This window comes from Caproiciproducens galactitolivorans (assembly GCF_004768785.1).
Taxonomy (GTDB): Bacteria; Bacillota; Clostridia; order Oscillospirales; family Acutalibacteraceae; genus Caproiciproducens; species Caproiciproducens galactitolivorans.
The window spans coordinates 1-13,761 of sequence record NZ_SRMQ01000015.1 but is presented as its reverse complement, the minus strand read 5'-3'; the positions used below and the strand labels follow the sequence as shown (position 1 = coordinate 13,761).

Annotated in this window: 12 protein-coding genes and 2 tRNA genes; 10 read left to right on the top strand and 4 right to left on the bottom strand. The window is 47.0% G+C overall.

All coding sequences use genetic code 11. The features are described from left to right. The first annotated feature begins 76 nt into the window (after window positions 1-76). The 10 genes from frlD (CAGA_RS11490) (at window position 77) to CAGA_RS11445 (ending at window position 10,250) form a co-directional block, all read left to right on the top strand. On the top strand, window positions 77-871 hold the full coding sequence (frlD, locus tag CAGA_RS11490; protein WP_135660947.1) for a fructoselysine 6-kinase: 795 nt from the start codon (window positions 77-79) through the stop codon (window positions 869-871). A 94-nt stretch (window positions 872-965) separates the two neighbouring features. Continuing rightward, entirely contained in the window at window positions 966-1,991 is a 1,026-nt protein-coding gene (gene frlB / locus CAGA_RS11485) for a fructoselysine 6-phosphate deglycase (RefSeq protein WP_135660945.1), read from the top strand. Between the two features lie 124 nt (window positions 1,992-2,115). Continuing rightward, window positions 2,116-2,934 carry a fructoselysine 3-epimerase gene (frlC, locus tag CAGA_RS11480; RefSeq protein ID WP_135660943.1) on the top strand — a complete coding sequence of 273 codons (819 nt, stop codon included), beginning with the start codon at window positions 2,116-2,118 and terminating at the stop codon, window positions 2,932-2,934. A gap of 76 nt (window positions 2,935-3,010) precedes the next feature. After that, on the top strand, window positions 3,011-3,862 hold the full coding sequence (locus tag CAGA_RS11475; protein ID WP_135660941.1) for an amidohydrolase family protein: 852 nt from the start codon (window positions 3,011-3,013) through the stop codon (window positions 3,860-3,862). Window positions 3,863-3,896: 34 nt separating this feature from the next. Further along, entirely contained in the window at window positions 3,897-4,325 is a 429-nt protein-coding gene (locus tag CAGA_RS11470; protein ID WP_135660939.1) for a secondary thiamine-phosphate synthase enzyme YjbQ, read from the top strand. A gap of 380 nt (window positions 4,326-4,705) precedes the next feature. Continuing rightward, window positions 4,706-6,073 carry an amino acid permease gene (locus CAGA_RS11465; protein ID WP_135660937.1) on the top strand — a complete coding sequence of 456 codons (1,368 nt, stop codon included), beginning with the start codon at window positions 4,706-4,708 and terminating at the stop codon, window positions 6,071-6,073. Between the two features lie 193 nt (window positions 6,074-6,266). Further along, window positions 6,267-6,989, top strand: coding sequence for a GntR family transcriptional regulator (locus CAGA_RS11460; RefSeq protein WP_135660935.1), 723 nt, complete (start codon window positions 6,267-6,269; stop codon window positions 6,987-6,989). A gap of 15 nt (window positions 6,990-7,004) precedes the next feature. Next, window positions 7,005-7,790, top strand: coding sequence for a fructoselysine 6-kinase (frlD, locus tag CAGA_RS11455; protein ID WP_135660933.1), 786 nt, complete (start codon window positions 7,005-7,007; stop codon window positions 7,788-7,790). 136 nt (window positions 7,791-7,926) lie between these two features. Continuing rightward, window positions 7,927-8,661: a GntR family transcriptional regulator gene (locus tag CAGA_RS11450; RefSeq protein ID WP_135660931.1), complete on the top strand. Its 735-nt coding sequence runs from the start codon at window positions 7,927-7,929 to the stop codon at window positions 8,659-8,661. 71 nt (window positions 8,662-8,732) lie between these two features. Further along, window positions 8,733-10,250 carry an FGGY-family carbohydrate kinase gene (locus CAGA_RS11445; protein ID WP_135660929.1) on the top strand — a complete coding sequence of 506 codons (1,518 nt, stop codon included), beginning with the start codon at window positions 8,733-8,735 and terminating at the stop codon, window positions 10,248-10,250. 137 nt (window positions 10,251-10,387) lie between these two features. On the opposite strand, the gene CAGA_RS11440 is transcribed toward CAGA_RS11445, so the two are convergent. The 4 genes from CAGA_RS11440 to CAGA_RS11425 form a co-directional block, all read right to left on the bottom strand. Then, window positions 10,388-10,822 (bottom strand): hypothetical protein, encoded by a 435-nt coding sequence (locus CAGA_RS11440; protein WP_135660927.1) that lies wholly within the window; start codon window positions 10,820-10,822, stop codon window positions 10,388-10,390. Between the two features lie 39 nt (window positions 10,823-10,861). Beyond that, window positions 10,862-12,796 carry an endonuclease MutS2 gene (locus CAGA_RS11435; protein ID WP_135660924.1) on the bottom strand — a complete coding sequence of 645 codons (1,935 nt, stop codon included), beginning with the start codon at window positions 12,794-12,796 and terminating at the stop codon, window positions 10,862-10,864. Between the two features lie 713 nt (window positions 12,797-13,509). Then, a tRNA-Ile gene (locus CAGA_RS11430) sits at window positions 13,510-13,586 on the bottom strand. A 48-nt stretch (window positions 13,587-13,634) separates the two neighbouring features. Next, window positions 13,635-13,710, bottom strand: a tRNA-Asn gene (locus CAGA_RS11425). Between the last annotated feature and the right edge of the window lie 51 nt (window positions 13,711-13,761).

The following is a 13,761-nucleotide window of genomic DNA, read 5'->3' as shown; positions in this document are numbered from 1 at the left end:
GCGTTATACTTAATTTAGAGTAATTGGTTTAAAAAAATCAATTACATATCTAATATTTTAAAAAGGAGGCGTGAAAATGAAGGTCGCTGCAATCGGTGACAATTGTATCGACGTATACCCCCGTTTAGGGAAAAAGTATCCTACGGGCAATGCGGTTGACACCGGCGTAAACCTGCAGAAGCTGGGCATCCCAACTTCCATTATCAGCACTACTGGCGACGATGAAAACGGAAGATGGATGCTGAGTTGTCTGAATTCCGAAGGGCTCGACATCAGCCATCTAAAGGTTGGAAGGGGCCCGACAGCAATTACCTATATGGATATGAATGGTTTGGACCGCGTTCATGGGGAATATTGCGAAGGCGTTTTAGAAAACATTGTTTTCGATGAGGAAGATATCCGTTTTGCCGCCAGCCACGATCTTGTGCATACCGCCCTTTGGGGCAAGGCGGAAAAAGTTCTGCCGGAAATCAAAAAACGCGGCGCAAAAATCAGCTTTGACTATGCAGACAGACTGGATCATGAGCTGGTTGAAACGACCCTTCCCTATGTCGATTACGGTTTCTATTCCTACAAGCAGCGGGATGAATTTATCGAAAACTTTTTGAAGGATAAAGTGAACCACGGAATGAAAATCGCGGTTTCCACCTTCGGAGAAAAAGGAAGCCTTGCATGGGATGGCAAAAGGTTCTATGAATTCGGCATCTTTCCCGCGAAAACCGTCAACACGGTTGGCGCGGGCGACAGCTTTATTGCAGGGTTCCTTTACGGTATCCTGACAAATATGCCGATCGAAAAGGCGCTGGAAAAAGGTGCGAAAATCGCCTCCGAAGTTGTCAGCGTTTTTGAACCCTGGGTTCAGAATAAATAACCATTTCCATACTTGTCCATTTCAAATATATTTTCCACCACTTTACACTTAACGTGCCTCCGGCACGAAATACGAACAGATAAGGATTGATTGTATGCTTAACATTGACAAAAGCAAGGTTGATTTCCTTGTAACCGCAAATATGGTCAAAGAAGTAGAAAACCTGATGGCAAATGACTTTCCGAAGCTCGACAAAATCGTAGCGAAGATGGTTGAACGCAAAATTGACCGCGTCTACTTCGTGGCCTGCGGCTCTCCCCTCTGTGCCTGCCAGACAGCTCAGATGCTGTTTGAAAAGTACTCCGACATCCCCTGCAAATCTTACAGCGGCTGGGATTTCCTTGATCAAACCCCGAATAAGCTGGATGAGCACTCCATGGTCATCGGCATAAGTCATTACGGCAAAACTGAAGAAGTCTACAACAGCATTAAGCGCGCGCGTGAAGCCGGTGCGTTAACGCTCGGTGTGACCCGCGATCAGGAAGGCACGCCTTTAAGCAAAGAAGCGGAATACGTCCTCGGCTACGGCGCAGAATGCATTTGGGAAATTCACCTGCTGGTCAGCTATTACATTGCCTGCAAATACATCAATGCAATCAAGGAAAATGAAGAAATCAGCAAAATCCTTACAGACATGCCGAAGCTGCCCAAAGTTTTGGGAGAACTCGTCGTTTCCCAGGAAGAAAAATCAAAGGAACTCGGTATCCGCGCAAGCAAATGGCCCTTCATTTATACGGTTGCCGCCGGCCCTATGCTGCCGCTCGCTTATAAAGAGGGCGTCATCACCATGATGGAATTCACATGGACGCACGGCTGCATGCTGAACAGCGCCGAATTCCGCCACGGCCCACTAGAAATCGTGGAAAAGGGTGTTCCGTACGTATTCATGCTTGGCACCGACGAGTCCCGACACACAACCGAGCGCACGATTAATTTCGTGAAAAAGTTCACCGAGGATTATATTGTATTTGATTATAAGGATCTGAACGTGGACCTGCACCCAATGCTCGCCCCGATGGTGCTGTTCGTGCCTCTCGAGTACTTCTATTATTATCTCTCCATCAGCAAGGATCATAACCCGGATGACAGGCGTTACTACGGCGGATTGGTACAATATTAACCGAATGCAACTGTAACGCTTGCTTACAAAAAACCGTTTGCTCTGTACCCGCATTGTAAACGGTTTTTTTACGCGGCTAGTTTAGCATATTTACTAAATTTAAATTTGAAACGGAGGAAATTTCATGAAAATAGGTATGTTTACATCCGGTTATCAGCGCAATCCCATGGAAGATATTTTCAAAGACGCGAAGCGGTTCGGCTACGATTACATTGAGCTTTGGGGAGGCCGTCCCCACGCTTTTGCCCCAGATTTAAAGGCCGGCGGCATCCGGCAGATCAAAGAGCTGATCGACAAATACGAAATACCGGTAATAGGCTATACCCCGGAACATAACGCTTATCCATATAACTACATGATCGGTACGGAGGCCATGCGCCGCGAGTCCATAGAATACCTGAAGCTCTCCATGGATATGGCCAAGGAAATGGGCGCCAACTTTACCCTCATCTCCTGCGGGCACGCGGGATACAACGCGACCACACAGGAAATTTGGGATCGGCTGATCCTCTCCCTGCGCGAATTAACCGAACACGCGGAAAAAATCCAGCATAAGCTCGTTGTGGAAGCCTTGACGCCCTATGAATCCAACGTATGCAAGAGCGCTAACGACCTTGCGGAAATATTCCGGCTGATTCCGTCCGAATTTCTAGTCGGCATGTGCGATATTGTCCCGCCCTATGTGCAGCAGGAAAGCATTATGGCTTATTTCGATAAGCTTGGCGAAAAGATGTATCACATGCATGTCATTGACAATGACGGCGCAAGCGACACGCACATCATGCCGGGCGAAGGGCAAATGCCTTTAAAGGAAATGATGGAAGAATTGAAGGAAATCAATTATCAGGGAACCATGACGATCGAACTTGTAACCTCTTATATCAACGAACCGCGTTTCTACGCCCGCCGCGCAATCAACAACATAAAGGACTTATTAAAATAGCAAGCTACATTTTTTGGGGGTATGTAGATCAGAAAGCATACCCCCGTTCTATTTATCGTGAGAAAGGATTTTAAGGATGTTTATCGATATTCATGTACATCCGGCTTTTTTTGAACCGATTAACACCGAGGAAGAACAAACGGAATTCCGCCATAATGCATTGGACATCCATCGCAACGGCACAGCCCCTTTAGAGCACATTTTTAACCAAATGCGCTGCGCCGGCCTGGACAGGCTCTGCCTCCTGCCGGAGGACTACACCACCACCGCAGGGCGCGCGGTGGTGACCAACGAGGAAATTCGCAGCCTTGTCGACATGGCGCCGGATAAATTCATCGGCTTTGCAAGCGTTGACCCACTAGCCGACGACTGCTGCGAGAAGCTGGAGCATGCTTTTGCCGACCTGAGATTAAAAGGCTTGAAGCTTCACCCTTCCAGGCAATGGTTTTATCCAAGCGATGAGAGGCTGGAACAAATCTATCAGATTTGTGAAAAATACAATAAGCCGATTCTGTTCCACAGCGGCCTTTCATGGGAACCGGACACCCTGAGCAAATACGCAAAGCCCATGGAATTTGAAGAACTCGCTTACCGCCATCCGAAGCTGCGGATCTGCCTTGCGCATTTCGGCTGGCCATGGGTGCAGGAAACCGCCATGCTGATGGTCAAATTTCCAAATGTATACGCCGATACCAGCTTTTTGTATTTTGATTGTGCAAAGGAATTTTACTTCCGCGTACTCACGCAGGACCTTCCCGTAACATGGATCGACCGCAGCCTGCGTCATCAGGTGATGTTCGGGAGCAACAACCCGCGCTTTGAACAGATACGGATGGCACAGGCAATTCAGGAACTTGACTTCCGGGAAAGTACGCTGGAACTGATCAAGGGTGAAAACGCGATTGAATTTTTAGGCGGACTGGATTAAGCTTCATCCTCCGCGAAAGGAATGATATGGAAAGATGGTTATTTATAAAAGCTTTTCATTGCTGACAACACAATACAACGACCTGATCCGGATTACCGATGAGATAGAAAAAGCAGTAGCCGAAAGCGGCATCAAAAACGGAATCGTCACGGTTATTACCAAGCACACGACAACAGGAATTACGGTGAACGAATCGCTGGAATGTCTGGAGAGCGATATTGACACCTTCCTGAAAAGGCTCGTGCCGGAGGATTATCCCTACGTCCACGCCAGAATGCTGAGAAGTTACGGTTCTACTGCGGGCAATCCAACCGGACATTTAAAAGCACACCTTACTGGGAATCACTGCGTTTTCCCAATTGTGAATAGTGAAATGGTAAAAGGCGATGCCCAAGATGTATACTTCTGCGAGTTCGACGGTCCGGCAAAGCGCACGATCAGTATCAGCATTCTTGGCGAGTGATTTTCGGACGGGTTTCATAAATTTTACCAAATTATCAAGATAAAACAGAATGTTTATTATGGATTTTAGAAAAAATAAGGAATATTCTGCATAGTATTGGTATAATATAATCCATTTCAACATTAATAGATCTTTAGTTATAATTACAATTCTATCGGTTTTCTTTCATTTAACATGACGAATTTATTGATATTTTATATTTTTTCCCTTTTTTAATTGACAACTTTTATCGTATATGCTATTCTTTTTGTGAAGTGGTATGGAAAATATGTTGTGTTATGTATTTTAGCGTTGTTTCTGCGAAAAAACGGGAATAACAAGAAACGGCCGCAGCCGGAAGCGGTTCCGCTTTGCGGCCAATCAAGAAAGGGGAATAATCCATGTCTACAAAAGAAAAATCAGGCAATACAGCCCCGGATAATCAGGACCTGAAGCGTAAACTTGGTCTTAGCGCAGCCGTTGCGCTGTCCGTAGGCACCACAATCGGCTCCGGCATCTTTTCTTCCCTTCAAACAGTTGCCGCGGCAGCAGGTTGTGCAGCATTTACCATTCTGGCTTTCGTTATCGGCGGGCTAATGCAGGTTCCGGCAAATCTTTGCTACGCAGAGCTTGCCACAGCCTATCCGGAAGACGGCGGCCAATACGTTTACTTCCGCGAAGCGGGTTCCCGCCCGCTGGCCTTCCTCTGCGGCTGGATCAGCTTCTGGGCAACCGACCCTCCGTCCATTTCCATTATGGCGATTGCCATCGCAAATTACCTTGCTTACTTCACAAACTTTTCAGGCCTCACGACGAAATTTGTCGCCACCGGTTTGGTGCTGATCTTTATGTTTGTGCATTTGCGCAGCGTGGAAGGCGGCGGTAAATTCCAGTCTTTTATCACCGCGTTTAAAATCCTCCCCTTCGCTCTTCTAATTGGTATCGGCTTATTCTATATCAAAGGCAACTATATTTCCGCCCCGGCCCTTGCGGGCGCTCCGGTTGGAATGACGGCTCTGCTGGCCGGCATTTCCGCCACTACATGGTCTTTCGATGGAATGGGCGCTGTCTGTTACATGACCGGCGAAATTAAGGAACCGAAAAAGACAATGCCGCGCGCTTTGATCATCTCCGTTATTACCGTAACCGTGCTTTATGTACTGCTCAGCACCGTTGCCACCGGGTTGCTTCCGCTGAAAGCTCTTGCCGAAAGCGACGCACCGGTAGCGCTGGCAGCCTCTCAGATCCCGTTAATTGGCGATGCAGCCGGCACAATCACAGCAATCATGGCCATTATCGTCATCATCGGCTCTTTGTCAAGCTGCATTATGTTCCAGCCCCGCATTGAGTACGCAATGGCGAAGGACGGCCTGTTCTTTAAATCCTTTGCAAAGGTTCATCCAAAGTGGGAAACCCCGTACTTTTCCATTCTGGTTCAATGCGCAGTTGCAATCGTTCTGATCTTCGCTTCCAGCCTGTCCGACCTGCTCGGCTACTTCACCCTTATTGCGCTGCTGAAAAACTTCATGACATTCGGCACTATCTTTGTCTTGCGCCGCAAAAAAGGATATGACCCGCTGTGGAAAATGCCCTGCGGCTATCTGATGGCCAGCATCGCAATGTTTATGACTGGAACGCTGATCGTTTCCACTTTCCTGTGGGCACCCATCCCCGGTTTAATCTGCGCAGCACTAGTTGTTGTAACCGGTTTGCCGGTCTTTTATTACTGGGATAAAAAAAATAACGTTTCAACAGAAAAAGCCGAATAAGCTTTATCGTAAACGATTCCCCCCTATGCTTGAAGGAATTTCCAAGTATAGGGGGTTTCGGAAAATGTACAGACATTCATTTTTTTCTTCCCAAATCGCTGTAAAAGTGGTATAATTTGTAAAACAATATATGTACCAAATCAAATGCTACGAAATTATATATTTATACCATATCGATTTAGGAGGAAATCCCATGACCAGCGAATTTCGCAGCCGTCCCAGAGACGAAGCCACAGAAAAAATTGAATGCTATATCATTGAACATAAACTTCCGCCCCATTCCAAGCTGCCTTCCGAGCGTGACATGTGCAAAATGTGGAATTTTAACCGTACAACGCTGCGAAGCGCGATCGAACGGTTGATTACAGAAGGAAAGCTGTACCATCGGAAAGGCTCCGGCACCTTTACCGCCAGCCCCAAGCTGATCCGTAATCTGCAGGATTTGAAACCCTTTTCCCACGTCGTGGCAGAAGCGGGCAAAAGGCTTACTACCCAGGTGATTTCCGCGCTTGTAATCGAAAGCAACAAGCAGATTACAAAAATGCTGCACCTGCCCTTGGGGCATAAAGTTTATGAGCTAACCCGCCTGCGCATTGTGGACGGGGAACCCGTGATTGTTGAAACCTGTTACGTGGACTTTGAGCGGTTTCCTGAACTAATCCATCACGATTTCGGTCAGGAATCCTTTTACGGGGTATTGGAAAACGATTACGGCGTCTGCATTGTAAAAGGCGAGGAAAAAATCGCTATTACCTATACGACCCCCGAAGAGTCCGAATACCTGAAAATTGAGGAAGAATCCCCCGTCTTTTTACTGACAGGGGTGGTAAAAGACGAAGAGGATGTCCCGATAGAATATTTTAAATCGGTTGTAAGGGCAGACTCGGTTCGTTTTGCGAGTGTGCTCACCCGATAGATTGGAGCATGAAAAATGAAAATAGCAGCAGTCGGCGACAACTGTATGGATGTTTACGAGAATTTAGGAAAAGCATTTCCGGGCGGTAACCCGGTAAACGTGGCTGTTTATTCGGTTCGCCTTGGCGGCGAGGCCTCTTACACCGGCGTAGTGGGCAACGATAAATACGGTAAAATCATGATCGATGCGCTAAATGCCAAGGGCGTAGACACATCTCACGTGAAGGTACTGCCGGGAAACACCGCGATTACACAGGTAGAATTGATTGACGGCGAGCGTGTGTTCGGCGATTATGACGAAGGCGTTTTAGCTCAGTTCAAGCTTTCCGACGAGGATATCGAATTTCTCTGCAGTCAAGACATGGTCGTTACCGGGCTGTGGGGCAAGATTGAAAACGACCTGTATAAAATCAAGGCAAAGGGAACCCCAATCGCCTTTGATTTTGCAAATAAACTGGACGACCCCGTCATTGAAAAGGCAATCTATCATGTCGATTACGCATTCTTTGCTTCCGATGACGGCGACACAGATTTCATCCGCAATTATATGAAAAAAATGCACGCGAAGGGGCCGAAAATCGTAACTGTTACTTTAGGGGACAAGGGCAGCATTGCCTATGACGGCGAGAAATTCACCACCTTCGGAATTGTACCCTGCGACGTAAAAGATACAATGGGCGCGGGCGACAGCTATATTGCCGGTTTCCTGAGGGGAATCCTTCAGGGAAAAGAACTGAAAGAATGCATGCACATGGGCGCGGCCAACAGCAGTATAACTTTGCAATACAACGGCGCATGGTAATCTTTCGGTAATCATTTCAAATAGGAAAGGAAGCAGAAATTCCTTTCTCCCTCCCTTGGCGGGGAAACGGAATTGATTCTACAGTATTTTGAAATTGCTATCTATTATGATTCGTTGAAGGAAGGAGTTGGCATAAATGAGTGTGACGGAAGAAAAAATTAGTTATCAGTCCCCTATTTATTTGCAGCTGCGGGAGGTTGTCCGCACGAAAATTGAAGACGGGGAATATCTGCCCGGCACCGCCATTCCCTCTGAAAATGAGCTGGCTGAAACATACGGTATCAACCGGCTGACCGTTCGCAACGCCATTGACGCGCTTGTCCACGAGGGACTTCTGAAACGGGTACAGGGTAAGGGTGTTTATGTCATGGGCGCAAAGGTTGAGCGCGACCTGGAAACACTAGGCGGATTTACGCAAACCATGCGTTCCAAGAACACCCATCCCACCACAAAGGTTCTGACAAAGGCACTGCGGGACGCCGGCGGCAAATACAGCCTGATTTTCGGGATCAAACCGGAAGATAAGCTGTACTACATCAAGCGCATCTGCTACGCGGACAACGAATCGATCTCCATAGAGGAAATTTTGATCCCGCAATACATTGTGCCGAAGCTGGAGGGAATTGATCTCTCCGTCTTCGGGATTTATGAGGTATATGATTTTTACGGAGTGAATCTCAAACGCGCCTACCAGACGCTGGACCTTGCCAAGCTGGAGCCAAAGGACGCGCGGATGATGGGGATTGATGCGTCAGAGCCGGTTTTTTTATTTAAATGCACCAGCTACGACGATAAAAACCGTGTAATCGAATTTACCCGCACTTATACACGAAGCGATAAATGCAATTTTTACGTACACTTCTATAAATAAGGGATTCACCCCTTCCTTTCCTCTTTGCTATTGCGAATGCCACACGAAAACAGATAAAAAGAGGTATAGAAATGAACAAAACATATTTTATGGGAATTGACACCGGAACTTTTGAAAGCAAAGGTGTAATTATCGATAATGAATGCAATGTAATCGCAACCCACGCCGCAGCACACGGTATGGAAAATCCAAAACCAAACTACTTTGAGCATGACGCCGACAAGGTATGGTGGCATGATTTCTGCCTGATCAGTAACGCGCTTTTGCAGAAAAGCGGCTTAGACCCAAAGGATATTCGGGCTATTGGCGCAAGCGCGCTGGGCGCAGACTGCCTGCCTGTTGACAAGGATTGCAACCCGCTGCGCAAAGCAATTCTATACGGCATTGACGCACGGGCCACCAAAGAAATGGAATGGCTGACGGAATACTACGGTGAAGACCAGATCAAAGCATGGTACGGCCGCCCGCTTTGCTCTTCCGACGTTATGCCGAAAATCCTCTGGATTAAGAATAATGAGCCGGAAGTTTACGCAAAAGCCCATAAATTCCTAACCGGCTCCAGCTTTATAACCGCAAAGCTCACCGGCAAATTTACCGTAGACCGTTTTCTTGGTCTTGCCAGCTTTAATCCGCTCTATCATTCGGACGGCACGCCGAATCCGGAAACCTGCAAGCCAATCTGCCGCCCCGACCAACTGGCAGATGTGATGAACACCGTAGATATCGCCGGTCACGTTACGGCAAAGGCCGCAAAGGAAACCGGGCTTGCCGAAGGAACCCCCGTTATCGTCGGAACGGACGATTCGGGCGCCGAGGCAATCAGCACCGGCGTTCTGCAGCCCGGGGATATGATGTTACAGTTCGGCTCCTCCATTTACATGATCCTCTGTACTGACAAACTGGTAAACGACGACCGTATCTGGCGCGAGGAATTCATTGTTCCGGGTACCTTTGACGTTTCCGCCGGCACAAACGCGGCCGGTACGCTGACGCGCTGGTATCGGGACAATATCTTTACCGACTGCCTTAAAGCGGAAAAGGAAACAGGCGTGAATGCGTATTCATCCATGATGGAAGGCATCGACAAGATTCCGATCGGCTGCGACGGGTTAATTACCCTGCCCTATTTTGCAGGCGAGCGTACGCCAATCAATGATCCGCTTGCGAAAGGGATGCTGTTTGGCCTTACGCTTTCGCATACGAGGCAGCATATGTACCGCTCCACACTGGAAGCCGTGGGTTACTCTATTAACCAGCACTTCAAAATTTTTGAAGAAGACAAAGTTCAAATTAACAAAATTATGGCTGTAGGCGGCGGAACAAAAAATCCGGGCTGGATGCAGATTGTCGCGGACATTACCGGCAAGACGATCGCAACCGCCGGCGTGACCATCGGAGCCAGTTTCGGCGATGCCATGATGGCCGCCATGGGTATCCATTTCTTTGACAGCTTTGCTGATTTGGCGAAGAAAATTAAGCCCGGCATTACCTATACGCCGAATATGGAAAATCATGAAAAATATAAAAAATATCAAAAGCTGTTTGATGAATTGTATCTTGCAACCAAAGATTTAATGCACCAGTTATAAGCTTTCCGCTCCGCCTGCCCCGTCTGCCCCGGCTATGGCGGCGGCTCCAAGAAGCAAACGCGTTTTTACCGCCTCCATAAGGAATATAAACCCGCATGAACTGCATCGTGTTCATGCGGGTTTTATCATTGTATAATTTATAAATACGGCCGTATATCAACGGAAAGCTGTTCCTCGGACTGGATGAGCTTTTTCGTAATATCTTTCACTTGTTCATCCGCCGCTTTATATTCATTTAAATAACGGCTCAATGATTTCACACCCATATTGCACCCTTCGGTAATTAAATCCGCTGCAGTCTGATCCGTCGGACTCATGGCAAGCTTTGCGTTGGTCTTTATCCAAGACATTCCTTTTGCTAGTGAACCGGGCTCTTCCCCACCGTCTCCATATTCATTCAATAAGCGGTGTGTTTCATTGCCCAGTTCCTCATGCAGATGCTTACAATCAATTAAAGCCTGTCCAAACTGCTGGTCTTTTACCTTTGGTAAAACCTCGTTGATTGAGCTCACCGCCATTTTGATTCCTGCATTGCACTCATTTAATAATTTTATCGTATCGTCGTTAACCATCGTTCCACCTCCTTCCGATGCAAAATTAGTATGCCCTTATCATCCCTTTTTCTCCCCACCATATTGAATTGTCACGTTCGGGTCGTGCTTTCTTTCCATGACATGCCGGGCTTTACGGTTGGTTACTGTGTCGAAAAGAATTGAAAAATCGTAATCCGGCGGATACAGTTCACTTGCCTGTGTTTTTAGGCGAAGCCTTTTCTGGTTAACCCATTTTTTAATGCCTTTGATTTGCACACCGACTTCTCCGCGCTCGTTCATTGGATGAAATACGATTCCGATTTCCCGACGTGGAAAAAAGATCACACTGTCCCCCAGTTCATATTTCTGCGTATTGGAAACCGCCTGCGGCTTATGTTTTTTAATTGTGGGAACCGGCGGCAAAACTGTTTCATTCTTGTTATCCTCAAAATCCGGCTGAAATGCGGCAATCGCCTCTGCCCGCCGACGATCCCGGTAAGCTTCCTGATAAGCCCGTTCCAACAAACGGGAGGGAAGTCCTAAGCGTTTTGCAATGTAGAGCGCACAACTCTCCCCGGCTCTGCCAATCTCCAGCCGATAGGTAGGACGAAGCGTTTCCCTGTCAAATGCCATACTCGCGTTGATCATCCCTGGTGCAGACTCCGCGTAATCCTTCACCTCCGGGTAATGCGTGGTTACGATAAACAGACAGCCCCTGCTGCCCAGTTCCTCCAATACCGCAATGGCAATCCCCATCCCTTCCGCCGGGTCGGTTCCAGAACCCAGCTCATCCAACAGAACCAAGCTTTCCCGCGTCGCGTGCCGAAGGATATCAATAATACGAGTCATGTGGGCAGAAAACGTAGACAGGTTCTCCGAGATGCTCTGCCCATCCCCTATGTCGCACAGATACGCGTTATTCATACTGAGGACGCTGGACGCATCTGCTGGAATGTGCAGGCCGCTCTGCGCCATCATCGAGAGTAATCCAACGGTTTTCAACGCGACAGTTTTTCCTCCGGTATTCGGTCCGGTGATTACCACGCCCAAACAGCTTTCGCCTAATTCAAAATTCAGAGGAACACAGGCTTTCCGGTCAATAAGCGGGTGCCTGCCGTTTTGAATCGATATTTTCCGTTCGGAAGAAATGCAAACCGGATGGGCATCCATCTGCGCGCTGAGCTTTGCTTTTGCAAATACATAATCCAATGTTTCCATTGCTTCCATATTCCGTTTCAAGTCCGGACTGTATTCATCAACCAATGCGGTTAGAGTAAAAAGAACTTTTCTTACTTCGTTATCTTCTTCAATTTGCAGTAAAGAAAGTTCCTCCTGCAATTTCGTTACTGCGGACGGTTCCATAAAGTACGTTCCTCCGCTTCCCGATACGCCCAGTATGCTTCCGCTGATTTGATTTTTATGCTCTTTTTTTACGGGGAGGGCAAACCGCCCGTTGCGCGTAAAGATAATCGAATCTGAAAACCATTGTTTTTTTCTATTCAGAATATCATTTAGTTTTGTCTGTACTTGTGCCTTTACGTTCTCAATTTTCCGGCGAAGATCGCGCAGGGCGGGGCTTGCGTCGCTGTCCACCTGATCATTCCGGATACACCGGTCAATTTCCTGCCGGAGTTCCGTCAAATCAGCCATGCTGTTCCCATAGCAGGCAATCGTACTTTCCAGCTCTTCCGCTTTTTTAAGGTAGGATTTCACCCTGTTGCAAGACACAATAAACTGCACAACCGAGATAAGCTGTTCGGGAACCAACATGGAACCTGTTTTCGAAAGCGTCAGGATTTCCTCAATCTGTGTCATGGCTGTCAGCGGAGGCGTTCCGCATACGTCTAAAATCCTCCTCCCCGCAGTAGTTTCTTCCATTTTTCGTACACATTCTCTCTCATCCAAACAAGGGGATAACTCCGCTAATTTGCCGCGTGCGCGCTCCGACATGGCGTTTTCGCAAAGCATTTTCTTTACTCTGGTAAATTCTAATATAATTTCTGTTGTATTCATTTTGTTACTCCATAAAATTAGATAATAAAAGCCCACAGGAATCATCCGCCGTCCTTTCAAAAAAACAGATTAACCAGAGTTCCCATCTTCATACTGGAAGGTCAAAGAAGGCAATTTTGTTTTCTGTTTCATCGGAAAATGGCAAAATGCTCCTGTGGGCATTATCATCCAAACAAAAAAGCATAACGGGACAATCCCATTATGCTCCTAGATCAGATAAAATGATAATCTCTTTTATCTGGCAATATATAACTGGATGGTTATATTACGGCAATAAACCGTATGGAAGCAATCTGTAAGGGCGGAAGTCCGACGGTGCAAGTATAGAAAACCCGTACCGCTAAAAGGCATAGCAAACACGCGGAATAACCGCTTATTGCTCACCTTCTACAACTATTTAGTTGTTTTTCACCTTTACAGACAGCGCCGACATCAAAACCAACCTTCCTAATTTTAAATTATGAGAATACTATACCATTCCTTTTTCCAGATGTCAATACGAAACTCTTTGTTACTGGAACAGAATGGTTAAACGAATTTGAATATTTCTTGCGTGGAGAAGAAATTCCTATAGTCCTAAATTTTACCCTACACAATTTTTGACTTGCATAATTTCAAAACATCTTATAAATTCTTGTAATATAATGTAATCAAGAGAAAAAAGAAAACCGCACCAAACAGCTGATAAATGGCTATCTGATGCGGTTTTTTCGTGGTGGGCCATCAAGGACTCGAACCTTGGACCGACCGGTTATGAGCCGGTTGCTCTAACCAACTGAGCTAATGGCCCGAGCAAAAAGTTACCGCCGCTAATTTAATAACGGCGGCTTTACTTTTCTGGCTCCCCAAGTTGGACTCGAACCAACGACCCTGCGGTTAACAGCCGCATGCTCTACCGACTGAGCTATTGAGGAATATTTGTGTTGGCACCTTCCTATTGTCCCGGGCCGTTGCCAGCCAAGTAT